The following is a 24,927-nucleotide window of genomic DNA, read 5'->3' as shown; positions in this document are numbered from 1 at the left end:
GCGCCTGCCTTACAAGCAGGATGTCGGCAGTTCGATCCTGTCATCGTCCACCAAAGTAAACGGTTATCTTCGGATAACCGTTTTTTAGTATGTAAAATTATCGCGGTGCGTACATGATGATATATACACCTACAAGACATACGATACCACCGATGATGTCGTACATGTCTGGTCGCAAGCCGTCCACAAGCCAGCCCCAGAGAATAGAGAGGGCAATGAATACACCGCCATAGGCGGCGTAAACCTTACCAAAACTAGCTTCTGGTTGAAAGGTAGGGATAATACCGTATAAAAATAATATAAATGCACCTGCGATCAGGTAAATCGGTCCTTTGTCATCGCGCATATAGAGCCATACGAGATACCCACCACCGATTTCCGCAAGTCCTGCCAATATAAAGAAGAGAATAGATAAGAGCATAGTAACCTCACTGTATTCTTGCAGTATTAATTGAAATCTATTCTCTATTTTACAACCTGAGTTAGAAGAGAGCAATTATTTTATACCCTTAGACTATTTATCGTTTAGAATGAAAGATAAAATTTACTTAAATATAGATTTTAGTAGTGATGGAATTGAGTCGTGTTGTGAAAATAACAAAACCCCGTACACCTAAAAAAGTATACGAGGTTTTGTTATTTTTTATAAACGTGGTGGTGATTCGCTTTGTACATAATCCATGAAGGTATGCATGGTTTCTGTTTTAGAATTGTTCTTCTTAAATGCGAAACACACTTGAAGTTTGAATGGTTTTTCTAAAGGTACAAAGCCATCATTGATATTTAAGGAACTTAAAATTTGACGTGCTACAATGCAGCCAGATTTATTCTTTTGACAATAGTCAATCATTGTATATGGATTGGACAGGCGGCTACCGCGGATATGTAGGTTTTGCTGACCGTTTCCAACATAGTTTTTTAATGTGCGGTACATAAAGTATTTAGGAGGATACATGAGCAATGGTTGCTGCTGGATAGCTTTCAAACTAGCCGTTTCCATACCGTTCACTAAGTTTGGTGCATAGTATACAAATTCGTCTTCTCTAAGAGCGGTGGATTCATATGCGGACATATCCTTATTGTTTGGCAAATAGAGTAATGCAATGTCGATGCGATTTTCGCGCAAGTCGAGCATCAATTCTTCTTCCTCCATATCGTAAATACTGACAGAGAATTCAGGATGGTTTTGGAAGAAGTGGGATACGTAACCATTTAGACGGATATCCCCGAGACTACGTAATACGCCAATGTTTAGAATTGGTCGTTCAACCTTGCTGGCCAAACGAATGGATTGGATAGCTCGTTCCAATGTGTCGAGAACTTGTTCTGCTTCTGGTAGAAATAACTCACCTTCTGGTGTTAAACGGCTACCTCTTGTAGAACGGGAGATTAATTTTACACCAACTAAACGCTCTAATTTTTTCATTTGAGCGCTGAAAGCTGACTGTGTAATATTCATAGATTGTGCTGCTAATGTAAAGCTTCCTGTTTTATTATAGGTAATAAAACTTTGTAGCTCTTGCATTGTAGGTAACTCTTTCATGCTATTCCCCCAATTTAGTTATAAGAATCCAATGATACCTATTACCTTACTTATTCATATTGTAGCATACTATAATTGATTTTTCATCTAAATCTATAAAATATGATGAAACATGCACAATCGATATAGAGAGTAGTATTATCGTAAAAAAGTGTAATCAAAAAATGTGATTATGCACTTATTTCAATAACTTTCACTATTATCAATAATTGACATAAGTAGATGAAAATGATATTATACTTGGGTACCATTATGTGTAGGTACAAGTTTATTTTAATCTTATGAGGTGATAATCACATGGCAACGAGAAGAGAGGCTCGATTCAAACTTTGTCGTCGCTTTGGTGTGAACGTATTCGGTCACGCAAAAGCCTTGAATCGCGTCAAAAAAGACCAACGTCAGAAGAAAATGTCTGAGTATGGCACACAATTATTAGAAAAACAAAAAGTTAAAGCTTACTACAACTTGCTAGAACGCCAGTTCGTACGCTATTATGATAAAGCGAAAAAAATGCAAGGTGTTACAGGTCAAAACATGTTGATCCTTTTGGAACAACGTCTTGACAACCTTGTATATCGCATCGGTTTCGGTAACTCCATTCGTCAAGCTCGTCAAATGGTAAACCATGGCCACATCTTGGTAAACGGCCGTCGCGTAGACATTCCTTCCTTCTCCTGCAAACCAGGCGATGTAATCGAATTACGCGAAGCATCTCGTGACAACGAAATGTTCAAAACCAACTTCCAAGAACTTCGTTCTTTCGAACTTCCTTACATTGAAAAAGACTTGGACGGCTTCAAAGCTACTTTCACTCGTCTTCCTCAACGTGAAGAACTTCCTATCGAAGTTAACGAAACACTTATCGTCGAATTGTACTCCAAATAATTTGGCGCTATTGCCCGCAGTGCTATGCACTGCGGGTATTTCTATATATTGTATTATTAAAAAAGGGCTAATTATGGTAATATCTAGATTAAAAAAATGGGCTTTATGTACAGGTCTATTAATATTATTTTCTCTATCTACTGCAATAGCTGCATCGATTCAAATCAATAATGCAACACCAATGGAAATTAAATCATATATTTTAATAAACAAAGAGTTGAGACATCCAAATTCGACAGTTACTTTAATTCCTCAGCAGGGAGTTAATGCATTACAAATAGGTAGCGATAGTTCTGAGATGATAGTATTTAACTCAGCGAAAAAGTTAAGAGTGGGATTGTTTGGTGAAGCTTCTGTAAAAACAAATCGCTATACATATTTTACTATATCTACATCTTTAAAGCATTTAGGTAGTGAGGTATCTTATTCTGAAAATGCTGAGCTATATAGTCTACAAAAAGGTGGCTTTGGTGTTGAAAGAACGAGCACTGATGAATCAGAAAGAATAATTTTAAATAAAATCAAACTACATTTTGATGGCGGATATACAAATGGATACACTCTTAGTCGTACAAAAGGTAAAAAAGGATATCCAATTGAAAAAATCGATCCTAATAGTCCTGCTGAAAAAGCTGGATTAAAAGTTGGAGATTTAATTGTAAAGGTCAATGGACAAAAGATTAAGTTTATAAAGGATACTAATACTTTTAATATTTCTAATAATATTGAGGCAAAAGAAAAAGAGATTGTAACGATAGCAAGTAATAGTGGTGTAGAGAAGGATATAACATTAGAAACGGGTTATTGGAACCCTAAAACTGAAATGTTTGAATAGGATATTATAGTCAATCCATGGGGCTCGTAAATAGATAGGCTTTAAGACAAAAATCATAGTAACTTTTAATTGACACAAACCCATAAAATCTGTATACTATTTTGAGTAAGCTTTAGTCGTGTTTCCATTAGCCCCGGAAGCAAAGGACAAGCTGATTTTGGTAGAATTATGACGTTATTAGGAGGATATGCAGCATGAAAACTACATATATGGCCAATCCGAGCACAATCGAACGGAAATGGTATGTTGTTGACGCTGAAGGTAAAACTTTAGGACGCCTTGCTGCCGAAGTTGCAAAAGTTCTTCGGGGCAAAAATAAACCAACTTTCACACCACACGTAGATACTGGTGACTATGTGATCGTTGTAAACGCAGAAAAAATTCGCGTAACTGGTAAAAAATTGGAACAAAAGGAATATTTCCGTCACTCTGGTTACCCAGGTGGTTCCCGTTTCACTAAATTGTCCATGATGCTTGAAAAACAACCTGAACGTGTTGTTGAAATGGCAGTTCGTGGTATGCTTCCAAAAAATAAATTGGGTGCACAACAATACCGCAAATTAAACGTATACGCTGGTCCTGAGCATCCACATGCAGCTCAAAAACCAGAAGTGTTAGAAATTTCCGTACGATAATCTAGAGGGAGGAATATATAATGGCAGTAGCACAATATTACGGCACTGGTCGTAGAAAATCTTCCGTTGCTAGAGTTCGTCTGGTACCGGGAACAGGTAAAATCACTGTTAACAAACGTGAACTTAATGATTATTTCGGTCGCCAAACTTTGGAATTGATCGTAAAACAACCTTTGAACTTGACTAACACAGTTGAACAATACGATGTTATCGCAACTGTAGCTGGTGGCGGTCCTTCCGGTCAAGCTGGTGCAATTCGTCACGGTATCTCCCGTGCGTTATTGGACGTAGATGGCGAACTTCGTCAATCTTTGAAAAAAGCTGGCTTCTTGACTCGTGACCCACGTATGAAAGAACGTAAAAAATACGGTCTTAAAAAAGCCCGCAAAGCAAGCCAATTCTCCAAACGTTAATATTTGGAATACAGGTTATTACACCTGCAGACAATGTCTGCAGGTGTTTTTTGTGTCTTTAGACTGATTCGTGACGGAGTCGCGAATCATAAAACTACCAGCTATGTGGGGGCTGAAATGAAAATTATAAAAAAAATGACCTTGTTTAAATATAATGTAGATGTTTAAGTCACATTATATGCAAAAGAAAGATGATTTATATAGCAACAACGACAGAAAGTCTCGCGCACATAATATAGCTATGCAAATACCGGATAGTATTTATACCTAATTGTAAATTGTAAGTTATATATAATCAGTACAGAAATAGTTTACGTGAAATATTGAGCGGTTTATGTGAATATAAGGGGGAGGCTACGATTCAATGAGAACGCGGATTGATCTCAGTGAGAACTTGTGCCTTTAGACACTGAATTAGTACTGAGGGGACTATAATACATGAGCAAATAGTCAGTTAAATAGGTGGTTCTAATTTAATTTTTTAGTTTTAAAAATAGTAATAAAGATAAGTTTTGTAAGTAATGAATTTAATAAATTATTACTGCAGTATAGTCCCTTCCAATACTCTCTTGGAGTAAGAATTACAAATTTTATGAGTTCAAGTTAGTTTTCTTAAGTGGAATGAGTAATAGCATTTTTAGTAATTAACCCTTATATAAATAAGCTACTCTATAAAATAAATAATACAAGCATTTGATGGCTTATGTGAAAACTTAGAGGAATTTTAGTAGAAATAACTGTAAATATTTTTAATTTGTTGTTTTCCTGAACTGCCAAAAAACAGTTTGCTTGAAAGACAGATCCAATTAAGATTACTTTTAATGTGATTCATATAATTTTATATCATAGACATCATGGTATAATAAAAAATAAGTAGTGAAGGTCAGTGTTAGACACATTATGGGGAGAAAAAAATGAAGAAAAAAGTTTTTATTTCTTATGCGTGGGAAGACGCAGAGGAAAAAGATCAAAAGGTAAAAAGTTTTACCCAATGGTTGGCGGTTTATTTAAAAAAATGGGGTTTTGAAGTTCTTCTTGATGTATATGAAAATTATCCTGGAACAAAATTGGATGCGTTTATGTCTGAGGGAATAAGTACATCAAGATTTGTATTATGTATTTGTACTGAGACCTATTTAAAAAAGATGCAGAAAATTGGTACAGGTGTATATAATGAGTTTATGTTGCTAAAAGAGAACTCTTATAGTAAATTTATAATTCCAATTATTGAAACGGGAAAATATATACATTTGCCATCATTTTTTGAAGGTAAGTTTGTTAGTGCATTGAATTTTGTTGAGCCATATTCTCAAGATAATAGAAAGAAAATTTTTGAGCTTATTAGTACATTAAGAGATGAAACGTTATCTGCTGATAGTGTAGAGCCCCAAACGAGGATTGAAAATTATTATAATGATGTAGAAACATTCAAGTTATTGGCTGATACAATAAATTTGATGAATTTTGAGTGTCAACCGGAAGGTATCGTCACATTTCAATATTTATTGAATGATGGAGATTTTCAGATAGGTTTAGCTCCAATGGATTTTACTACTCACTGGTCTACTAGAGGGGGAAATAGTATATACTCTTATAATAAAGTTCAAAAGACATTTCGTATTCACAACTTTATAGCATTTGATGTAATTAGGCGCACCTCTGATATTCCAATTGATGCATTGGTTCCGTTTAAGTGGGGTACAACTCTTGGGGTTGGCGATGGTATTGTTTGGGTAAATAAAAATAATTTTATTGCCATTGGTAAAGTACAGAATGTATATGTGAGTAGCGAAGATGAATTAGAAAGTAAGGTTACTCTTCAATATCGAATTTTAAATCCTATTGATATTACGGATGATTTTATTATGAACGAAGAAGTTTAATAAATTTTAAGAAAGAAAACAACCCTACAAAATAAGTATATATTTAGTGAGGTTATGATTTGGTTAGTAGAAAATTATAAAGGAAAAAGCAACTACAAAAAAGAAGGCTGAATAGAAATAAATTAGGGAAGAACCTCCCTTTTAATCTGACAAATTGGCCTAAGGAACTACGTGGTCATAAAAATTCATATCAATATTTAATCAATATTCATAATTGTTGTTTTAATGAAATAGAATTTAATAATGTTATGTATAGAGCCGGTCACATGACCAAATGTTTTATGAGAACGGCAAGGCTCATTAATGTGGACTTTATGTTTGTTAATCTAAAGAATACAAGCTTTAAGAGTAGTAGATTTTGTAAAGTAGTATTTAATGGTTGTAATTTAAAAGATGTTGATTTTCATCATGTGTGTGTGAAAGTACTTATTTTTTAATATTATTAATCTTATTTACATCTATATTTAATTCTCCTATAATAGATATATAATAATCGAATTTTTTCGAAAATAGATTTTTATATAGGAGAACTCATATGATTTATAATACAATTCAGTACGTAGTGGACAACGGCATTGGTACGTTGACCTTTAATCGTCCAACCGTAGCCAATGGTTTTAATATCGAGATGTGTAAGGAGATCCTTGAGGTCTTAGATAAAGCTCATAATGATGAAAGCGTTCGAGCGTTGCTTATCAATGCAGAGGGTAAGGTATTCTCTGCGGGTGGCGATTTAACAGAGATGGAGCGCGCTGTAAACGAAGGGGATACTGAGTCTTTATTTGAAATCGTTGAGTTGGTAGCTGAGATTTCTATGGCCATGAAGAAGTTACCAAAACCTGTTATCATGAGCCTTCAAGGGGCTGCAGCAGGTGCGGCATTTAATATGGCTTTAGCTGCCGATTTTGTTGTAGCAGCTAATAATGTACGCTTTATTCAAGCCTTCGTAAACGTAGGTCTTGCTCCTGATGCGGGCGGTTTATTCTTATTGACTCGCTCCATTGGTATGAACCGTGCTATGCATATTGTTATGACCGGTGAAGCCGTATCTGCTGAAAAGGGTAAGGAACTTGGCTTTGTGTATAAGGTTTGTGAATTAGAAGATTTAGAGACCGCTACAAGACGCCTTGTTGAAAAATTGGCAAAAGGACCTGCACAATCTTACCGCGTTATGAAGGAAATGATGTGGAATAGCTTTTTAGCAGGTTGGGAAGAGTACAAGAAGTTTGAAGTAGAAAACCAATGTGCATTAGGCCTTTCAGAGGACTTTAAAGAAGGTGTACGTGCTTTCACAGAGCGTCGCCGTCCTAAATTTGGTCAACAATAATATTGATTTATGAATATACGGAATGGAATTTTCTGTAATTCATAGGTAAATATAAATATAATTAGAACCGATGTGGCTCCAACTATCGAGTTACATCGGTTTTGCTTTCATTACACAGAAAAAGTGTATATAATAGAACTATTGAAATAGTTTTAGGAGGTCATTATTACATGGCTCAAGATACAATTAAATGTTATGACAGCCCTAGCGATGTAGTTCAAGCATTGGCAGAGGATTTTATTGCTTTCACCAACGAGGAAATCAATCGCACTGAAACGTGTGTTGTTGGTATTACAGGCGGGACTGTTATTAATGGTTTATTAGAATTGCTTAATTCCCCAGAATATATTGAACGCCTCAATTGGGAACGCATATTCTTTGTGTGGACTGATGAGCGATTCTTGCCGCAATCTCATGAGGATAATTACTTCAATCGCGTGAAACCTTACTTGTTGTGCAAGGCGAAAGGGGCGGCTCATTTCTTGCCAATCAATACAGATTCTAAAACTGTAATAGAAGCAGCAGCAGAATACGAGAAAGAGGTTAAGACTGTTCTCAAGGCCTGTAAAAAAAGTGGCTTAGATTTGGCATTGCTCGATCTTGGTGAAGATGGTCATACAGCTGGCCTATTTGCAGGCTCTCATGCATTGCGTGTCACAGATCAAGACGTGGTAGCCGTTGAGGATGGAAAGGTATGGGAACGTATTTCTATGACCTTTTCGTTCTTAGCAAAATCTGATGCGGTTTGGTTTACCGTAACTGGTGAAAGTAAGCGAACTGCTTTGACAAAGGTATTGTATCAACGCGAAGATTACGAGGATTTACCTTGGGAAAAACGCATTGGTCGTGTATTGCCTGGAGCGGTGCTTTCACAAGAAGCTATGACTTGGTATGTGGACAAGGCAGCCTATGATGATGTACACTAAAGAGTATAAGTAGTAGTAAAAATAAAGGAGATACATATGGGGTCTATAGGAACACCTGAATTAATAGTTATATTAGTGATTGCTCTAGTTATCTTCGGACCTGGTAAATTGCCTGAAGTCGGTAAAGCTATTGGTAAAGGCATCAATGAGTTTAAAGATGCTATTTCGGGGCCTAAAAAGGCTGTTGATGAAACGAAAGAAGCCGTTAAGAAAGCGACTACTATCGATGTGACAGCAGGGGCTAAGAACGACGATAAACATAAAGAAGCTAAGGATTAATAGGAGGTAACACTATGTGCAAAGATTGTGGTTGTGGCGAAGATAATGGCGTTGTAACAAAGGTATTTACTGTACCGGGGATGATGTGCAACAACTGTAAAGAAACAGTTGAAGGTGCATCTCTAGGTTTGCCTGGCGTATTAAGTGCAGAAGTAGATTTGCCAGAAAAGACAGCTACCGTTTCTTTTGATCCAACAAAAGCATCTGTAGAAGTTATTACAAAAGCCATTGAACGAACTGGCTTTGAAGTGACAGGCGTTGCAGACAGTGTACAAAAACATAGTCATGGATTACTAGGCACTTTGAAACGTCTCTTCAAATAATCGAACCGATGGAGCTGTATTGAAACCTTGTTTCGATGCAGCCCTTTTTTGTTTAAAGAGGTAATACGATGATACGTAAGTTTGATGCTAAAAATTTTAAGTGGGATGGTATTGAAACCTTGGTATATAAACAAGATGGTAGTCCTTTTAAAGATGTAACACGTCAAGTATTATATGATGGTGCTTATGATATTCCGTGTCAATTCCGCTATTTTGAATGTTTGCCAGGGGGATATTCTACCTTGGAGTATCACGATCATACGCATATGGTTATGATATTTCGCGGCAAGGGGCAAGTCTTATTGGGCGATGAAATCCACGATGTAGAAGCTGGTGATTTTATCGAAATTCCAGGCAAAACAATTCATCAGTTCCGTGCTAATAAGGGTGATTATATTGGTTTTCTTTGCTTGGTAAATCAAGATCGAGATAAGGTAAAGTTATTATCCCCTGAAGAGATGGAAATGTTACGAGCAAATCCTAAGATCAAAGAATTCTTGGAAAGTTGTTAAGCCTGATGGAGGTTTTATGAATACTTTTACACGAGCGGGCCTTACCGTTTTAGTGGGCCTCGTTATTTGGTTTTTACCTCATACAGAGGCAATCAAGCCTGAAGGTTGGCATTTATTAGCTATCTTTACGGCTACTATTGTGGGCTTTATCTTACGTCCCTGGCCAACGGGCATTATGGCGCTTTTTGGTATTGTTGTAGCCGTAGCCACTAATTCCATCACTATGGTACAGGCTCTAGGTGGCTATGCAGAGGCGAATGTGTGGCTTATCGTAGTGGCGGTATTCTTTTCACGAGGTATTATTAATTCTGGTCTTGGTAAGCGTATTGCGTACACCTTGATTCGTTCTTTTGGCACAAGCTCATTAAAGCTTGCCTATGCGTTGGCTTGTACGGACTTGATTATTTCTCCAGCTACACCATCTAATACGGCGCGTGGCGGTGGTATTGTATTCCCCATTGTACAAAATATTTCCTTAGCTTTTGGTTCTGAACCTTATGGTAATACGGCCCGCCGCATTGGGGCGTACTTGATGACGACAGCACATACTATTAACACTATTACTGTGACGATCTTCTTGACCGCATGTAGCGGTAATTTGCTTATTACGTCTTTAGGTGCTAAACTGTTTGGCTATGATATATCTTGGTGGGAATGGTTCCAAGCAGGTGTCATTCCTGGTGTGATTTGTATGATTTTGATGCCTTGGTTCATCTATAAAATCTATCCACCAGAAATCAAGGAAACACCAGAGGCTGCTGCAATGGCTCAAAAAGAACTAGAGGCTCTTGGACCTATTACGAAGGCTGAAATTTCTGTTGCTATTATCTTTGTACTTTGCATCTTGCTTTGGGCTACAGCAATTTGGACTAAGCTTCATCCTACAGTTGTTGCGATGATGGGGGTTCTAGCGTGTGTTGTAACAGGATCCCTTACGTGGGAGGATATTTTGGGTGAACGCACCGGCTGGGATATCCTTATCTGGATGGGTACGCTTGTGGGCATGGCTGGACTGCTTGGTAAACTCGGTGTAGTAGCTGTGTTTGCAGACTTTATAAGTCAACATCTAGCTGGCTTTGATTGGTTCTGGGCATCCTTTATCATTTCCGCTACCTTTGTGTATTCTCAGTATTTCTTTGCTAGTGGTACGGCGCGTATTACGGCTCTGTTCTCCGCCTTTGCAGCTATTTTAGTGGCGATGGGGGCTCCTATTCCGTTTACGATATTGCTCTTTGGTTTGATGAACAGCCCTGGCTGTACATTGACTCACTATAGTTCAGGTGTAACACCGATCTTCTTCGGTGCTGGTTATGTGCCACAAGGTACGTGGTGGCGCGTAGGCCTTGCCATTTCTGTGGTAAGTTTTCTTATTCATTTCTGGGGCGGCACTTTTGGCATGTGGCTCTTTGGTATTTTATAATATATTCAATCCCTCACTACGGTGAGGGATTTTTCTTGTTATATCTATATTTTTTATACCTTACTAGGTTTGCTATAGTTTTTGGGTATGGTGAACTTCATAAAAAAACTATGATGAATCTATAGAATTTATTGTGAATTATCTTGCGCGGGATAATATAACGTGTTATTATTATTCCGTGATTATTATTACAGAATATTTTAGGAGGAAACATGTTAGGTTTAGTCATTAGCTTATTGATTATTGCGCTAGTCGTGATTATTAATGACATTCGAATTATGAACAACAACTTAACACGTTTTTGTCTTAGAAGTTCCGCGAATGGTTTAATATACAATCAATAAGATTTGACTATATGGTTTGTTTCTTATGTGTATATTTTCCAAGGGGTACATAGGATTATTTATGTATATAGGAATTCTGTAAACAAAAGGAATATCATTTGTAAACTTTTAAGACGATTCATTGGAATCGTCTTTTTTTATGCGTCGTGAAAGCTGTCCAAGTGGATGCTTTCAAAAGTGAGGAGATTAACATGAGTTGTAGAAGTGACAATTTGAAAACAGGCGTAGCACGTGCACCACACAGATCTTTATTAAAAGCTCTGGGTTTTGTTGATGAAGAAATGGGTAGACCAGTCATCGGTATTGCCAACTCTTTCAATGAAATCATCCCTGGTCACGTAGGCCTGAAAAATATTGTACAAGCCGTAAAAGACGGTATTCGCAACGCAGGTGGTGTGCCAATCGAGTTCAATACTATCGGTATTTGCGATGGTTTGGCAATGAACCATATCGGCATGAAATACTCCTTAGTTACACGTAATATCATTGCAGATTCTATCGAAGCTACTGCTATGGCTACACCATTCGATGCGATGGTATTCATTCCAAATTGCGATAAGGTAGTGCCAGGCATGTTGATTGCAGCTGCTCGCCTTAATATCCCATCTGTATTCGTATCTGGTGGGGCCATGCTCGCTGGTGTACATAAAGGTAAAAAAATTGGTTTGTCCGACGTATTCGAAGCCGTAGGCAAACATCAAACTGGTGAAATGGATGATGCTGAGTTAGCTGATATCGAAAATACGGCATGTCCTACATGTGGTTCTTGCTCTGGTATGTATACGGCAAATACAATGAACTGCTTAACAGAAGCTCTCGGTATGGGCCTTCCTGGCAATGGTACAATCCCAGCGGTATATTCTGAACGTTTGCGTTTAGCTAAGTTAGCTGGTATGCAAGCGGTAGAGATATTAAAAGCAAACCTTCGCCCTAAAGATATTATGACTCGTGAAGCCTTTGAAAATGCGGTAGCTCTTGATATGGCTTTGGGCGGTTCCTCTAATACGGCGCTTCATTTACCGGCTATTGCTCACGAAGCAGGTGTACCATTATCCTTAGACGATTTTGATCGCATCGCTCAAAATACACCTCAATTATCTAAATTATCTCCATCTGGCGTATACTTCATTGAAGACTTGTACGCTGCAGGTGGTGTATCTGCCGTGTTGAAACGTTTAGCAGAAAATGGTCGCCTTCATACAGATTGCAAAACTGTTGCTCTTAAAACACAAGGTGAAATTGCAGCGGCAGCTCATGTTGTGGATGAAGATGTTATTCACCCATGGGATAATCCAGTACATGAAACTGGTGGTATCGCGGTTCTTAAAGGTAACCTTGCTGTAGATGGTTCCGTTGTAAAAGCCGGTGCCGTAGATGCAGATATGCTTGTTCACTCTGGTCCAGCAAAGGTATTCAACAGTGAAGAAGAAGCGGTTGAAGCTATTACAGGCGGTAAAATCGTGAAAGGTGATGTTGTAGTTATCCGTTACGAAGGCCCTAAAGGCGGTCCTGGTATGCGTGAAATGTTGACTCCAACATCTATGATTGCCGGTATGGGTCTAGATAAAGATGTAGCATTGTTGACAGATGGACGCTTCTCCGGTGCTACTCGTGGTGCATCCATCGGACATGTATCTCCAGAAGCAGCTGCAGGCGGTACCATTGCCATCGTTGAAAATGGTGATATTATCAACATCGATATTCCAAACGGTAAATTGGAACTAGCTGTATCTGATGATGAAATCACTCGTCGTAAAGCTGCATTGAAACCGTTCAAATCCAATGTAACTGGATATCTTAAAAAATACGCTCTTCACGTATCCTCTGCTGCACAAGGTGCTATCGAAGTATTTGAAGACTAATACTAGACTTTCATTTAATACTAACTAGAGGAGACCGTGTATATGTATAAGTTATATGATTTTATGGAGGCTCGTGAGCGCTTGAGCACAATCACGGTGAAAACGAAATTGCTTCACAGCGATGTGTTTTCTGACGAGTGCGAAAATGATGTATATATCAAGCCAGAAAACTTGCAAATAACAGGCTCTTTTAAGGTTCGTGGAGCTTATAATAAAATTGCAAAGCTGACAGAAGAGGAAAAGGCGCGCGGTGTTATCGCTGCGTCTGCTGGTAATCATGCACAAGGCGTGGCCCTTGCTGCGAAACGCCTTGGCATTAAAGCGACTATTGTTATGCCGAAACACACGCCTCTTATAAAGGTTAATGCAACAAAACAGTACGGCGCAGATGTCGTATTACATGGTGAAATCTATGATGAAGCTTGCCAAAAAGCGATGGAACTCCAACAAGAACATGGTTATGTGTTCGTCCATCCCTTCGATGATGAAGATGTCATCGAAGGGCAAGGGACAATTGCTCTCGAGGTTCTCGATGAACTTCCTGATGCAGATGTATTGCTTGTTCCTGTTGGGGGCGGTGGTATCGTATCTGGTATTGCGGCAGCGGCAAAGTTAAAAAATCCGCGCGTTAAGATTATCGGTGTAGAGCCTGAAGGTGCCGCAAGTGCAATCGCTGCATTAAAGGCTGATCATCCGGTACCACTCGATGAAGTAGCGACGATTGCAGATGGTACGGCAGTACGCCAAATTGGGGAAACTACATTAGAATATATCAAGCAATATGTAGATGACATTATTACTGTTTCAGACTACGAATTGATGGAAGCATTCCTGTTGCTTGTTGAAAAACATAAATTAGTAGCAGAAAATTCCGGTATTTTACCATTGGCAGGTCTTAGAAAATTGAACTGCACAGGTAAAAAGGTTGTAGCCATTGTCAGTGGAGGTAATATCGACGTACTTACCATTTCCTCTATGATTAATAAAGGTCTTGTCGTACGTGGTCGTATCTTTACTTTCTCCGTTAACCTTCCTGATAAACCAGGCCAGTTAGTGGCTGTATCTCAAATGTTAGCCGATGCAGATGCAAATGTTATTAAACTTGACCATAATCAGTTCAAAAACCTTGACCGTTTCCATGAAGTGGAATTGCAAGTAACGGTAGAAACAAATGGTGAAGAGCACATCCAACACATTATTGATACTTTCAAACATAATGGCTACATTATTAAACGTTTAAATTCCAGCGAGATATTGTCTGAATAGCTGGGTGAAAGGGTTCCTATGAGCGCAGAAACAATCAATGGGGCACGCATTGTCCTTGAAACATTGCATCGCCTTGGTGTAACCGATATGTTCGGCTATCCAGGTGGCGCGGTAATTCCAATTTATGATGAAATATATAGCTTCCCTGAAATTAAACATTACTTTGTTCGTCATGAACAAGGTGCTGCACATGCAGCAGATGGTTATGCTCGCGTATCTGGTCGCGTAGGTGTATGTCTTGCTACGTCTGGTCCTGGTGCAACGAATCTTGTAACAGGTATTATGACTGCGTACATGGATTCCGTACCTATGGTGGCCATTACAGGTCAGGTTGGCCGGCCCTTTATCGGTAAGGACTCTTTTCAAGAGGCGGATATCCAAGGTATTACGATGCCTATAACCAAGCATAACTATCTTGTTCAAGATATTCATGATTTGCCTCGCATCATTAAAGAGGCGTACTTTATTGCTGGCACAGGTCGCCCAGGCCCTGTACTTATCGATATTCCGAAGGATATTCAAACCGAGAAAATATCCATGGCGGAATACAACAAATTGTACGAAGTACCTATTCATCTTGAAGGCTATGATCCAACCTATAAAGGTCATCAAGGTCAAATCAAAAAAGCAGCTACTCTCATCAAAAATGCAAAGCGTCCACTTATCATTGCTGGGGCAGGCGTATTAAAGTCTGGTGCTATGGATGAGCTTAAAGAATTAGCTGAAAAGGCTCAAATTCCGGTGACGAATACATTAGTTGGTCTTGGTGGTTTCCCAGGAGATCACGAATTGGCTCTTGGTATGGTTGGTATGCACGGTTCTGTTGCAGCTAATAATAGTACAGATGAGGCAGATCTCGTGATTGCTGCAGGGATTCGTTTCCATGACCGCATCACAGGCCATCCAGATTTCTTCTGTAAAAAAGCTAAAATCATCCATATTGATATCGACCCAGCTGAAATTGATAAGAATGTTACAATCAATGTGCCTATCGTAGGGGATTTAAAACAGGTATTAACGGAGCTTAATGCTCTTGTAGAACCTACAACTCATGAAGCGTGGCTTGAGCAAATCCGAGAATGGCAAGCGGAATACCCTATGGTAATCCCTGAGTCTAAAAATGATGTATTGCATGCACAATATGTGTTATCTGAGCTTAATAAGATTGCCAAGGAAGATGCCATAATCGTAAGTGACGTCGGTCAACATCAAATGTGGGCGGCTCAATTCTTAACTCATAAAAAACCTCATACTATCGTTACCTCTGGCGGTGCGGGTACCATGGGGTATGGTTTGCCGGCGGCTATTGGGGCTCAAGTAGGGGCGCCTAAGAAGCAAGTTATCCTTGTTGTCGGTGATGGTGGGTTCCAAATGACTTGTGAAGAGCTCATGATGGTTCGCCAATATAATTTGCCAATCAAGATTATTATTATTAACAACGGCTATCTTGGTATGGTTCGTCAATGGCAAGAAATCTTCAATGATAGACGCTACTCCTATGTAGATTTGGAAGTGAGTCCGAACTTCGTGAAACTCGCAGATGCATTTGACTTGAAAGCAGCGCGTCTAGATAATGTTGAAACTTTCAACAAAGAATTTAAATCATACATTACATCGGATGAAAGCATTGTCTTGGATTGTCGCGTTGAACGAGAGGATAATGTATTACCAATGATTCCAGCAGGCGGCACGATAAGCGGTATGATGGGTAAGAAAGGGGTGCTATAATGGCGAAAGAACATCAAGTCTTAATCATTGCAAAAAATGCACCGGGTATTGGTACACGTATTTTGGCACTCTTTAACCGTCGTGGCTTTAACGTTACAAAAATGACATCTGGCATTACAAATCAGCCAGGTTATGCACGTATTACTATTACTGTAGAGGCCGATGACCGAATTCTCGATCAAGTGCAAAAACAAATCTACAAGCTTATCGATGTTGTTAAGGTTAAAGTGTTTGAAGATCATGATGTGGTATGCCGTGAGTTAATGCTTATCAAGGTAAAAGCATCTGCTTCCACAAGATCACAAATTGTACAGATTGCCGATGTATATCGTGGTAATGTGTTAGATATTTCTCCTACATCTATGATCATTGAAGTCATTGGCAGTGTAGAAAAATTACGCGGCTTCATTCAAATTATGGAAACCTATGGTATTCTTGAAATTGCCAAAACAGGTATCACCGCTATGAGCCGTGGAGAAAAAATGTAGGAGCTGATAACGTGGGGCGTGAATTACTCCATTATGAAAATGTCTGCTTTCGCCGTGATGGTAGACCTATTTTAGATAATGTAAATTGGCATATAGAGGACGGTGAACATTGGGCTTTATTAGGGCTTAATGGGGCTGGTAAATCGACGCTGCTCAGCATGATACCTGCTTATCAAATTCCCACAACGGGTACTTTACGTGTGTTTGGCAAGGAATTTGGTAAATATGCGTGGCCCAAAATCAAGGCTAGACTAGGATTTGTTAGCTCTGCGCTTGGACAATTTCAGTCAACCTTGGATAAACAAGTCGTTGAAGATATCGTTATTTCTGGTGCATTTAGTAGTATTGGTATATACCAAGAGGTAGCACCTGAGGTGCGCCAACGAGGTATGCAATTATTATCTGAATTTGGACTAGACTATTTGGAAGGTCATCGTTTTCGCACCTTATCTGCTGGCGAACAGCGCCGGGTATTGTTAGCGAGGTCTATTATGGCAAATCCAGAATTATTGATTTTGGATGAGCCTTGCTCTGGTTTGGACTTACCAGCGAGGGAGCAGTTTTTACGCACCGTATCCACTTTGGTAGCTGAGCAGCAGACACCGATTATCTATGTGTCACATCAAATTGAAGAGATACTATCGTTTATTACTCATGTAGCTATCTTGCGAGAGGGTAAGATGATTCATGCAGGTCCTAAACACAAGGTACTAACTGATGATATTTTATCTGATGTCTTTGGACTTTCCGTACAAGTTGTATGGAAAGATGATCGTCCATGGGTGATGGTTCGCTAGTTATCAAATTTTTTTATCAGAGGCTTAAAACTCGGCTTACTGATACTAAATTAATGTACGCCACATCTTGCAAAAATTTGTTAGATTGTGTACAGTATATATAATCTATATTCTATTGAATATGTTTGGAGGTTGTCTAATATGGCAGGTAAAATTTTAGGTACTACAGTTTATTATGATGCAGATTGTAATTTAAGCAAATTGGAAGGCAAAAAAATTACAGTGTTAGGTTACGGTTCCCAAGGTCATGCTCATGCATTGAACTTGAAAGAAAATGGTATGGACGTAACAATTGGTCTTCGCGGTGGTTCTTCTAGCTGGAAAGCGGCTGAAGAAGCAGGTCTTACAGTAAAAGAAACTGCAGAAGCCGTTAAAGGCGCTGATATCGTTATGGTATTGATTCCAGACGAATTGCAAGCAGACGTATATGCACAAGATATTGCTCCAAACTTGAAACAAGGTGCGTACTTGGCATTTGCTCATGGCTTTAACATTCACTTTGGTAAAATCGTACCTCGTGAAGACATCAATGTATTCATGGTAGCTCCTAAAGGTCCTGGTCATTTAGTTCGTCGTACATACCAAGAAGGTTCTGGCGTTCCTTGTTTGTACGCTGTAGAAAAAGACCCATCTGGCGATACTGAAGAAGTGGCATTAGCATGGGCATCTGGTATCGGTGGTGGCCGTTCTGGTATTTTGGAAACTAACTTCAAATCCGAAACTGAAACTGACCTCTTTGGTGAACAAGCTGTATTGTGTGGTGGTGTTACTGAGTTGATCAAAACTGGCTTTGAAGTATTAACTGAAGCTGGTTATGAACCTGTTAACGCTTACTTCGAATGCTTGCATGAAATGAAATTAATCGTAGACCTTATCTACGAAGGTGGCTTCCAAAAAATGCGCCACTCCATCTCCAACACTGCTGAATACGGCGATTACCATGCAGGTCCTCGCGTAATCACTGCAGATACTAAAAAAGCTATGGAACAAATCTTGGCGGATATTCAATCTGGTAAATTTGCTGATGAATTCTTAGCAGATTCTAAAAATGGTCAAAAATTCCTTAAAGAACATCGTGAAGCAGCTGCTAATCATCCAATTGAACCAGTTGGCGCAGAACTTCGCAACTTGATGAGCTGGTTAAAATAAGAGTATTACTTAGGTAATCTTTTGTGAGATTATATGCTTATTAAAAGCGACCCCGTAAGGGGTCGCTATTTTTTATCTTTTCTTACATTATTTTGGGCCATCTTGACGATTACATCGAAAATATTGGAATCAAATATGGTATAATAAAAAGTAATATTTGAAAGGAGTGTAGCATGGATTTTTACACATTAGCCTATGTTGAAAGTCAGGCTGTAATAGGTCAAACTTGGGGCTTTATTATAATTGTAGCTGTTCTGTTAGCATTACTCATTTTGGGAGTACAAGTATTGCGAAATGGTTTTACTAGTCGCTATCGTGACCTGATGATTATATTGTCTTTAATCGTAGTGTTCTTCTTAGGGCTTGAATACCAAGAGTATAATCGGATGAAAACCTATTCTGAGGACTCCTCTCGTATGGCTCAATTTTTACATTCTTTTAGTTCAGATCGTTCCGTACCGAGCGACCAATTGGCGGTTAACTCCTTAAAGATTCGTAATGGTATGATTTTAAAAGTAAGTGACGCTTACTATGAGGTTCAATTTAATCCAGAATTTTCAACCTATACTATTACACGTGTTTATAAGGTAAGCCCTATAGATCGAATTCACGATAAAGAGGATGCATTACAATAAGGAGGACCACATATGACAGAAGCTATGGCCGTCTATGGGATGGTCTTTGCAAAACTCGCCATCGGTCTCTTGGCGATTATTTTACAAATCAATTTAATGGGTAAGGGCAATTTAGCCCCAACCTCTGCCTTAGATCAACTGCAAAACTACGTACTTGGTGGTATTATCGGTGCCATTATTTACAATGATCAAATTGGTATTTTACAATTTATGTTAGTCCTTATTTTATGGACTATCCTCGTAATGACTCTTAAGTTTTTAAAAGGGAATCTTCGTATTTTTAAAGCAATTCTTGATGGTCATCCAGTTATAGTAATCGAAAAAGGTCATATTCTAACAGAAGAATGTATGCGTTATGGTATACAAGCGGCTGAACTTAAATTAAAACTTCGTGCTGCCGGTGTTCAATATGTTACGGATGTTAAGCGTGCCGTATTGGAGCAAAACGGTCAGCTCAACGTGGTTCAATTCGGTGAAGATAATATCCGATTTGATCTTATCGATGATGGTCAAATTAATCAGTTTACCCTCGATGTAATTGAAAAAGATAGAGAGTGGCTTGAACAAGAAATCCAAGCTCAAGGATACTCTGTTAAGGATATATATATTGCAGAATATAAAGATGGAAAAGTTGTTGTATATCCTTACGAAAGAAAACATCGTCCACAAATTGTAAGCACTCTTAAAAGTAAGACCAATTATACTAAAGATAAATTGAAATCTAAATTATAATATCTATTGCTCTTATAGTATAGGCGAGATACGTATTTCGTAGTCTTATAAATATATAAATAATATATATAATGTTATTAAGCCCACTATTCGTAGTGGGCTTATATAGAAAGGAAATTAGTGAATCGTAAAGATTTAATAGATCGATTACAAGAATTATATAAAGATGAAGATAGTCGGGTAACAGTAAATCCTCATGCAGGGCAAAAGGTGGCCATCGTCTATCCAAATACATACTTCGTGGGCATGAGTAATCTTGGACTTCATATCATTTATGAGGAAATCAATTTGCGAAATGATAGCGTTTGCGAACGGATTTTCTTGCCTGAGAAAAAGGAATTAGAAGCTTACGATAAGACTAAGACTCCCCTTATGAGCGTTGAAACACAACGGCCTATGCATCAATTTGATGTAGTCGCTTTTGATGTTACCTTTGAAATGGACTATTTCCATATTCCTTTGATGTTGCGTCATGGCCGAGTCCCTATCATGGGAAAAGACCGTACCGAGTTTGATCCTATCGTTATTGCAGGGGGCCCTTGTGCGACCTTCAACCCTGAGCCTTTTGCTGATTTTATTGATGCTTTCATCATCGGTGAAGGGGAAGGCATCGTAAGTCGTGTACTAGATATCATTCGAGATGGAAAAATGGAAGGCTTGGATCGCCATACTATTTTACGTCAATTAGCGGATATATCGGGCGTGTATGTACCATCCTTATATGTGCCGATTTACAGTGAAGACGGTGAATTTAAAGGCTATGATATTGCAGAGGGCGTGCCTAAAACGATTAAACGGCACTTTGAAATGCTCACTAGCGGTGGTGAAACGGTAGTGGCTACGAACTATACTGAATTTGGTGCTATGTATATCATTGAAGTAGCCCGTGGGTGCGGTCGTCATTGTCGCTTCTGTATGGCTGGGTATTGCTTCCGCGTACCTCGTGTACGTCCTTTAGACATTTTGAAAGAAGGCGTAGAGCGCGCAGAAAAGCTAGGTAAAAAGGTAGGCCTCATGGGCGCTGCTATCTCGGATTATCCTGAGGTAGACGAACTCGTTAATTATATTCGCTCTAAAGATATGCGTTACTCTTGTGCATCCTTGCGTGCTGACTCGTTAACACAAGCCGTGGTGGATGGACTAGCGGATAGTGGACAAAAGACGATTACCATTGCGCCAGAAACGGGCAGTGAACGTTTGCGTCGGGTCATTAACAAGGGAATCAGTGAAGAGCATTTACAAAATGCAGCCACCTTATCTGCGAAGTCAGGTATTCAGCATATGCGCTTGTATATTATGATTGGGTTGCCAACGGAAACCGATGAGGACATTGAGGCTATTGTAGGTCTTGCGGAAAGAACACAGGCTCATATGGAAAAAGTAGGCTGTAAAGGTCGTTTAACGCTCAGTATTAATCCGTTTATTCCTAAACCTTTTACACCGTTCCAATGGATGGCCATGGATAACCAAAAAGTGGTGGAGAAAAAGTTACAATACATAAAGAAAGCATTGCAAAAGAATCGCCGCATCGAGGTTCTCGTAGAGTCGCCTAAAGAGGCGTATATTCAAGGCGTTCTTGCTCGTGGGGATCGCCGCTTAGGCGCTGTTATTGCAGCATGTGCAGCCGATCGAGGCAGTAAATCTTTTAAGTCCGAAATGAAGGCTGCTGGCCTGGATATGGATAATATGAATTATCGTGAACGCAGTTTTGATGAATTCTTGCCGTGGAGCCATTTAGACATGGGCATGCAGGAGGGGTATCTTGAAATGGAATGGCAACGATCCCTCGATGAAGCATATACCCCTCCATGTGCAGCAGGTTGTAAACGCTGTGGCGTTTGTAAATAGGAGGAACAGATGAATCAATCTGTAAAACGTATAGATGTGAAAGGCCCTCATGGAACATGGTCTTATGAGGCGCCAAGCTGGGTTGATCGATTTCCTATTGTAATGGGCGATACTTATCGTCATGGTGGCGTATCTAAAGCCCCTTATGAATCATTAAACCTAGCGTTTCATGTAGGGGATGAAGCTCAAAGCGTACGAGAAAATCGAGCTATTATTGTGAAATATTTAGGTGTTGAACCAAACCGTATTTCTTGTGGCAATCAAGTCCATGGTTTAAAGGCTGTAGAAATCACAGAAGACCTTGTTGGGGCAGGTGCTTTTGGAGAAGATACCGCTATCGATGATTGTGATGCGGTATTTACAAATCTACCGCATGTGCCATTATTTCTGTTCACAGCAGACTGCGTTGGCGTAGGTATTTACGATGCTAAACATCATGCGATTGCTACGGCGCATGCAGGTTGGCGTGGTGCCATTGGCCGTTTACCAGTCCTTACCATTGAGGCCATGAAAGAGGCGTATGGGACCGAGTTCAAAGATTGCTATATATATCTTGGGCCTAGTATTGGACCTGAGTCTTTTGAAGTAGATGTAGAACTAGGTAAACGCTTTGAATTGGCTTGGAGAGATATGACAGACCGAGATTCATCTGATGTTGTCAATTATTCTGCTGATAAATTGGACAAGGCTTATATCAATTTATGGAACTTTATTGGTGAGGATCTCGTTGTAAATGGCGTTCCTCCAGAGAACATCACGATTGGTGGTACCGATAGTGTAACGGAAGTAGATTGTTATTCCTATCGTCGAGAGGCAGGTCGAACCGGTCGTATGGCTTTATTTGCGATGTTACAAGAACGATAAAACTCGACTTTCACAGGAATCATAATAACGTATGATATTTTTATTATATTTGCTTGGATTTGTGGAGGGGATAGCCTTAAATCATGTACATTTGACCTTAAATACTATATAATAAAATAGTCTATACAAATATATTTGATGATTATGATATATAGATTGAAGGGGGCATTCACATGATTGAAGAATCCCTACACGCTATACAGCAGCGCATGGCTGATGCTATGGCGCGTGTTGGTCGCGTAGATACAGCATTATTAGTGGCAGTTACAAAGAATCACCCTGTGTCGGCTGTGGAAGAGGTCGCACGGCTCGGTGTCACTCATGTAGGGGAAAATCGAGTACAAGAAGCCAAAGAAAAACAGCTAACCTATAAGGGGCCACAATTAACATGGCATTTAATTGGCCATTTACAGGTCAATAAGGTGCGTCAAGCGGTTCCTATGTTTGATTTAATTCATTCTGTGGATAGCCGTAAATTATTAGATGAAATCGAAAAGGTTGCTACAAAGCACGACAAGATACAAGATGTATTATTGCAAGTCAATGTGGCCCGCGAAGCTTCTAAAACGGGAATGACCGTTGAAGAGTTTCCAGAAATACGAGACTATGCAAAAACATTGCCTCATGTACGCGTACGAGGCTTGATGTGTATGGCACCATTTTTCGATGATCCACAGGAAGCTCGTCCAATCTTCCGCGTAGCGAATGCCTTGTTTGAGGATATGAAACGCTACTTTGAAGAAGGGCAGATTCAATATTTATCTATGGGGATGACTCACGACTTTGAGGTCGCTTTGGAAGAAGGGGCTAACATCGTTCGTGTAGGCACAGCAATTTTTGGGGAACGTGTATATTATTAAGGTTCGGGTTACCTGATAATCGGAAGCGTTAATTGTATTAGGAGGAAATCCAAATGGCATTGGGAGATTATTTAGACAAAGCAAAAAACTTATTCTTAGGCAGAACTGATGATGACTATGAATATGATGATTACGAATACGAAGATGAAGAGGAATACGAAGCTGAACCTACCCCAGTAGCAACAGCGGCTCCCGTGTCCGGCGCATCTGAATTTCATCCACGCAAGGTAGGAGGCCAATCTACGATGACACAACGTCCAACAGCTATGAAAGTAGTTGTAATTGAACCAAAAGTATTTGAAGACTCTGAAAATATTACACATCAATTGCGCGACATGCGTCCTGTATTGATTAATTTTGAAAATACAGACCCTCATGAAGCAGCTCGTATTGTAGATTTCGTATCTGGTGCGACCTATGCATTGGATGGCAAATTGGAAAAAGTAGGTAAAGACATTTTCATGTGTGTACCTGTAAATATTTCCATTGATTATAATGACAATGAAAGCAACACAACTGAGCAAAACGAATACTCTTGGGAAAACAAATAATCTCTCTATAAATGGTGGTGATAACTATGTTAGGTAAAACCCTATGTATAGGCGTTGGCTCAATGGGTGGCGCTCTATTGCGTGGAGCATTACAGCATGGTGTGTTGAAAGCACGTGATACACACATTCTAGTGCGTCGCGAAGAACAATGTAAGGCTCTTACAGAGGAGCTTGGTGTAGTAGGTTTTACTACATTGCCCAATGTAAACGAGTATAACACTATTCTATTGGCTGTAAAACCACAAGTGTTACCATCTGTGTTAGAGACTTTAAAAGAAGTACCTTATGGGACTGTTATGATTTCTGTTGCCGCAGGTGTCACCTTAGATACTCTTGATGCGGCGATTCCACAAGCTAACTGGTTTAGAGCTATGCCAAATACACCGGCTTCTATCGGTGCTGGCATGACGGCACTCGCCGGGGATGATGTGAATACTGACCTCGGTCGTGCTGTACAAGCCTTATTTGAAGCTGTAGGCGAGGTAGCAGTGGTGAGCGAAGCCGATTTAGATCGCTTAGGAGCGTTATCTGGTGCGGGCCCTGGTTATATGTTTGTCATCCTTGATGCATTGGCTGATGCGGGCGTTCGCATTGGTTTACCACGTCAGTTGGCTATAAAGGCGGCGGCTCAAACAATGTACGGCGCTGGTAAGATGGCTCTTGAAAGTGGCAATCATCCAGCGGTACTACGAGATCAAGTGACAAGCCCAGGTGGCACTACCATTGCCGGTATTGGTGCTATGGAAAAAGGTGGACTTCGCAGTGCTCTCCAAGATGGCGTAGTAGCATGTCTTGCTCGGTCGAATGAGTTGGGGAAATAAT

26 protein-coding genes are annotated in these 24,927 nt (G+C 39.5%); 24 read left to right on the top strand and 2 right to left on the bottom strand.

Annotation, left to right across the window (positions count from 1 at the left end):
* Positions 1–97: 97 nt before the first annotated feature.
* Together DW000_RS08465 and DW000_RS08460 are read right to left on the bottom strand one after the other, a co-directional pair.
* Positions 98–421 (bottom strand): YnfA family protein, encoded by a 324-nt coding sequence (locus DW000_RS08465; protein WP_008602538.1) that lies wholly within the window; start codon positions 419–421, stop codon positions 98–100.
* 222 nt (positions 422–643) lie between these two features.
* Complete coding sequence (locus tag DW000_RS08460; RefSeq protein ID WP_004695178.1) at positions 644–1,543, bottom strand: LysR family transcriptional regulator; 900 nt, start codon at positions 1,541–1,543, stop codon at positions 644–646.
* 297 nt (positions 1,544–1,840) lie between these two features.
* Here DW000_RS08460 and rpsD point away from each other — a divergent pair, with 297 nt between their 5' ends.
* From rpsD to proC, 24 genes are all read left to right on the top strand, one after another.
* Positions 1,841–2,428 (top strand): 30S ribosomal protein S4, encoded by a 588-nt coding sequence (rpsD, locus tag DW000_RS08455; protein ID WP_008602541.1) that lies wholly within the window; start codon positions 1,841–1,843, stop codon positions 2,426–2,428.
* 73 nt (positions 2,429–2,501) lie between these two features.
* Positions 2,502–3,263: a PDZ domain-containing protein gene (locus tag DW000_RS08450; protein WP_120056017.1), complete on the top strand. Its 762-nt coding sequence runs from the start codon at positions 2,502–2,504 to the stop codon at positions 3,261–3,263.
* 194 nt (positions 3,264–3,457) lie between these two features.
* A complete protein-coding gene (gene rplM / locus DW000_RS08445) occupies positions 3,458–3,898 on the top strand; it encodes a 50S ribosomal protein L13 (RefSeq protein WP_120056015.1) in 441 nt (146 codons plus the stop codon).
* A gap of 20 nt (positions 3,899–3,918) precedes the next feature.
* Entirely contained in the window at positions 3,919–4,311 is a 393-nt protein-coding gene (gene rpsI / locus DW000_RS08440; protein ID WP_004695188.1) for a 30S ribosomal protein S9, read from the top strand.
* A gap of 914 nt (positions 4,312–5,225) precedes the next feature.
* Entirely contained in the window at positions 5,226–6,194 is a 969-nt protein-coding gene (locus tag DW000_RS08430) for a toll/interleukin-1 receptor domain-containing protein (RefSeq protein WP_120056013.1), read from the top strand.
* 535 nt (positions 6,195–6,729) lie between these two features.
* Positions 6,730–7,521 carry an enoyl-CoA hydratase gene (locus DW000_RS08420; RefSeq protein WP_004695189.1) on the top strand — a complete coding sequence of 264 codons (792 nt, stop codon included), beginning with the start codon at positions 6,730–6,732 and terminating at the stop codon, positions 7,519–7,521.
* 170 nt (positions 7,522–7,691) lie between these two features.
* Positions 7,692–8,447, top strand: coding sequence for a 6-phosphogluconolactonase (gene pgl / locus DW000_RS08415; RefSeq protein ID WP_120056009.1), 756 nt, complete (start codon positions 7,692–7,694; stop codon positions 8,445–8,447).
* A gap of 36 nt (positions 8,448–8,483) precedes the next feature.
* Positions 8,484–8,726: a twin-arginine translocase TatA/TatE family subunit gene (locus DW000_RS08410; protein WP_008602548.1), complete on the top strand. Its 243-nt coding sequence runs from the start codon at positions 8,484–8,486 to the stop codon at positions 8,724–8,726.
* A gap of 14 nt (positions 8,727–8,740) precedes the next feature.
* Complete coding sequence (locus tag DW000_RS08405; protein WP_120056007.1) at positions 8,741–9,049, top strand: heavy metal-associated domain-containing protein; 309 nt, start codon at positions 8,741–8,743, stop codon at positions 9,047–9,049.
* Positions 9,050–9,117: 68 nt separating this feature from the next.
* The gene (locus tag DW000_RS08400; protein WP_004696849.1) at positions 9,118–9,561 is read left to right on the top strand and encodes a cupin domain-containing protein; all 444 of its coding nucleotides are present in this window, start codon (positions 9,118–9,120) and stop codon (positions 9,559–9,561) included.
* Between the two features lie 16 nt (positions 9,562–9,577).
* Entirely contained in the window at positions 9,578–10,981 is a 1,404-nt protein-coding gene (locus tag DW000_RS08395; protein WP_120056005.1) for a DASS family sodium-coupled anion symporter, read from the top strand.
* A 535-nt stretch (positions 10,982–11,516) separates the two neighbouring features.
* On the top strand, positions 11,517–13,187 hold the full coding sequence (gene ilvD, locus DW000_RS08390) for a dihydroxy-acid dehydratase (RefSeq protein ID WP_008602556.1): 1,671 nt from the start codon (positions 11,517–11,519) through the stop codon (positions 13,185–13,187).
* A 42-nt stretch (positions 13,188–13,229) separates the two neighbouring features.
* A complete protein-coding gene (gene ilvA, locus DW000_RS08385; RefSeq protein ID WP_008602558.1) occupies positions 13,230–14,453 on the top strand; it encodes a threonine ammonia-lyase in 1,224 nt (407 codons plus the stop codon).
* An 18-nt stretch (positions 14,454–14,471) separates the two neighbouring features.
* Positions 14,472–16,181 carry a biosynthetic-type acetolactate synthase large subunit gene (ilvB, locus tag DW000_RS08380; protein WP_039965267.1) on the top strand — a complete coding sequence of 570 codons (1,710 nt, stop codon included), beginning with the start codon at positions 14,472–14,474 and terminating at the stop codon, positions 16,179–16,181.
* Positions 16,181–16,669, top strand: a complete 489-nt coding sequence (gene ilvN, locus DW000_RS08375; RefSeq protein WP_004695208.1) for an acetolactate synthase small subunit — start codon at positions 16,181–16,183, stop codon at positions 16,667–16,669. The genes ilvB and ilvN overlap by 1 nt, the downstream gene beginning before the upstream one ends.
* Positions 16,670–16,680: 11 nt before the next feature.
* Positions 16,681–17,466 (top strand): ABC transporter ATP-binding protein, encoded by a 786-nt coding sequence (locus DW000_RS08370; protein ID WP_008714969.1) that lies wholly within the window; start codon positions 16,681–16,683, stop codon positions 17,464–17,466.
* 141 nt (positions 17,467–17,607) lie between these two features.
* The gene (gene ilvC, locus DW000_RS08365; RefSeq protein ID WP_004695212.1) at positions 17,608–18,615 is read left to right on the top strand and encodes a ketol-acid reductoisomerase; all 1,008 of its coding nucleotides are present in this window, start codon (positions 17,608–17,610) and stop codon (positions 18,613–18,615) included.
* Between the two features lie 173 nt (positions 18,616–18,788).
* Positions 18,789–19,250, top strand: a complete 462-nt coding sequence (locus DW000_RS08360) for a DUF3290 family protein (RefSeq protein ID WP_008602566.1) — start codon at positions 18,789–18,791, stop codon at positions 19,248–19,250.
* A gap of 12 nt (positions 19,251–19,262) precedes the next feature.
* The gene (locus tag DW000_RS08355) at positions 19,263–19,982 is read left to right on the top strand and encodes a DUF421 domain-containing protein (protein WP_038125705.1); all 720 of its coding nucleotides are present in this window, start codon (positions 19,263–19,265) and stop codon (positions 19,980–19,982) included.
* A 120-nt stretch (positions 19,983–20,102) separates the two neighbouring features.
* Positions 20,103–21,830: a radical SAM protein gene (locus tag DW000_RS08350; protein WP_008602571.1), complete on the top strand. Its 1,728-nt coding sequence runs from the start codon at positions 20,103–20,105 to the stop codon at positions 21,828–21,830.
* 9 nt (positions 21,831–21,839) lie between these two features.
* Positions 21,840–22,694, top strand: a complete 855-nt coding sequence (locus DW000_RS08345; RefSeq protein ID WP_039965269.1) for a polyphenol oxidase family protein — start codon at positions 21,840–21,842, stop codon at positions 22,692–22,694.
* Between the two features lie 173 nt (positions 22,695–22,867).
* The gene (locus tag DW000_RS08340; RefSeq protein ID WP_077707616.1) at positions 22,868–23,554 is read left to right on the top strand and encodes a YggS family pyridoxal phosphate-dependent enzyme; all 687 of its coding nucleotides are present in this window, start codon (positions 22,868–22,870) and stop codon (positions 23,552–23,554) included.
* 53 nt (positions 23,555–23,607) lie between these two features.
* Positions 23,608–24,105 carry a cell division protein SepF gene (gene sepF, locus DW000_RS08335; RefSeq protein WP_004695224.1) on the top strand — a complete coding sequence of 166 codons (498 nt, stop codon included), beginning with the start codon at positions 23,608–23,610 and terminating at the stop codon, positions 24,103–24,105.
* 26 nt (positions 24,106–24,131) lie between these two features.
* Entirely contained in the window at positions 24,132–24,926 is a 795-nt protein-coding gene (gene proC, locus DW000_RS08330) for a pyrroline-5-carboxylate reductase (protein WP_120056003.1), read from the top strand.
* Position 24,927: the final 1 nt, after the last annotated feature.

Origin of the sequence: Veillonella sp. AF36-20BH, assembly GCF_003602765.1 — a bacterium.
GTDB lineage: Bacteria > Bacillota > Negativicutes > Veillonellales > Veillonellaceae > Veillonella > Veillonella hominis.
This window is presented reverse-complemented; position numbering and strand designations above follow the sequence as displayed.

Excerpts from the sequence above, each read along its gene's own strand:
- DW000_RS08465 (WP_008602538.1), bottom strand. The coding sequence starts at position 421 with ATGCTCTTATCTATTCTCTTCTTTATATTGGCAGGACTTGCGGAAATC.
- DW000_RS08460 (WP_004695178.1), bottom strand. The coding sequence starts at position 1,543 with ATGAAAGAGTTACCTACAATGCAAGAGCTACAAAGTTTTATTACCTAT.
- rpsD (WP_008602541.1), top strand. The coding sequence starts at position 1,841 with ATGGCAACGAGAAGAGAGGCTCGATTCAAACTTTGTCGTCGCTTTGGT.
- DW000_RS08450 (WP_120056017.1), top strand. The coding sequence starts at position 2,502 with ATGGTAATATCTAGATTAAAAAAATGGGCTTTATGTACAGGTCTATTA.
- rplM (WP_120056015.1), top strand. The coding sequence starts at position 3,458 with ATGAAAACTACATATATGGCCAATCCGAGCACAATCGAACGGAAATGG.
- rpsI (WP_004695188.1), top strand. The coding sequence starts at position 3,919 with ATGGCAGTAGCACAATATTACGGCACTGGTCGTAGAAAATCTTCCGTT.
- DW000_RS08430 (WP_120056013.1), top strand. The coding sequence starts at position 5,226 with ATGAAGAAAAAAGTTTTTATTTCTTATGCGTGGGAAGACGCAGAGGAA.
- DW000_RS08420 (WP_004695189.1), top strand. The coding sequence starts at position 6,730 with ATGATTTATAATACAATTCAGTACGTAGTGGACAACGGCATTGGTACG.
- pgl (WP_120056009.1), top strand. The coding sequence starts at position 7,692 with ATGGCTCAAGATACAATTAAATGTTATGACAGCCCTAGCGATGTAGTT.
- DW000_RS08410 (WP_008602548.1), top strand. The coding sequence starts at position 8,484 with ATGGGGTCTATAGGAACACCTGAATTAATAGTTATATTAGTGATTGCT.
- DW000_RS08405 (WP_120056007.1), top strand. The coding sequence starts at position 8,741 with ATGTGCAAAGATTGTGGTTGTGGCGAAGATAATGGCGTTGTAACAAAG.
- DW000_RS08400 (WP_004696849.1), top strand. The coding sequence starts at position 9,118 with ATGATACGTAAGTTTGATGCTAAAAATTTTAAGTGGGATGGTATTGAA.
- DW000_RS08395 (WP_120056005.1), top strand. The coding sequence starts at position 9,578 with ATGAATACTTTTACACGAGCGGGCCTTACCGTTTTAGTGGGCCTCGTT.
- ilvD (WP_008602556.1), top strand. The coding sequence starts at position 11,517 with ATGAGTTGTAGAAGTGACAATTTGAAAACAGGCGTAGCACGTGCACCA.
- ilvA (WP_008602558.1), top strand. The coding sequence starts at position 13,230 with ATGTATAAGTTATATGATTTTATGGAGGCTCGTGAGCGCTTGAGCACA.
- ilvB (WP_039965267.1), top strand. The coding sequence starts at position 14,472 with ATGAGCGCAGAAACAATCAATGGGGCACGCATTGTCCTTGAAACATTG.
- ilvN (WP_004695208.1), top strand. The coding sequence starts at position 16,181 with ATGGCGAAAGAACATCAAGTCTTAATCATTGCAAAAAATGCACCGGGT.
- ilvC (WP_004695212.1), top strand. The coding sequence starts at position 17,608 with ATGGCAGGTAAAATTTTAGGTACTACAGTTTATTATGATGCAGATTGT.
- DW000_RS08360 (WP_008602566.1), top strand. The coding sequence starts at position 18,789 with ATGGATTTTTACACATTAGCCTATGTTGAAAGTCAGGCTGTAATAGGT.
- DW000_RS08355 (WP_038125705.1), top strand. The coding sequence starts at position 19,263 with ATGACAGAAGCTATGGCCGTCTATGGGATGGTCTTTGCAAAACTCGCC.
- DW000_RS08345 (WP_039965269.1), top strand. The coding sequence starts at position 21,840 with ATGAATCAATCTGTAAAACGTATAGATGTGAAAGGCCCTCATGGAACA.
- DW000_RS08340 (WP_077707616.1), top strand. The coding sequence starts at position 22,868 with ATGATTGAAGAATCCCTACACGCTATACAGCAGCGCATGGCTGATGCT.
- sepF (WP_004695224.1), top strand. The coding sequence starts at position 23,608 with ATGGCATTGGGAGATTATTTAGACAAAGCAAAAAACTTATTCTTAGGC.
- proC (WP_120056003.1), top strand. The coding sequence starts at position 24,132 with ATGTTAGGTAAAACCCTATGTATAGGCGTTGGCTCAATGGGTGGCGCT.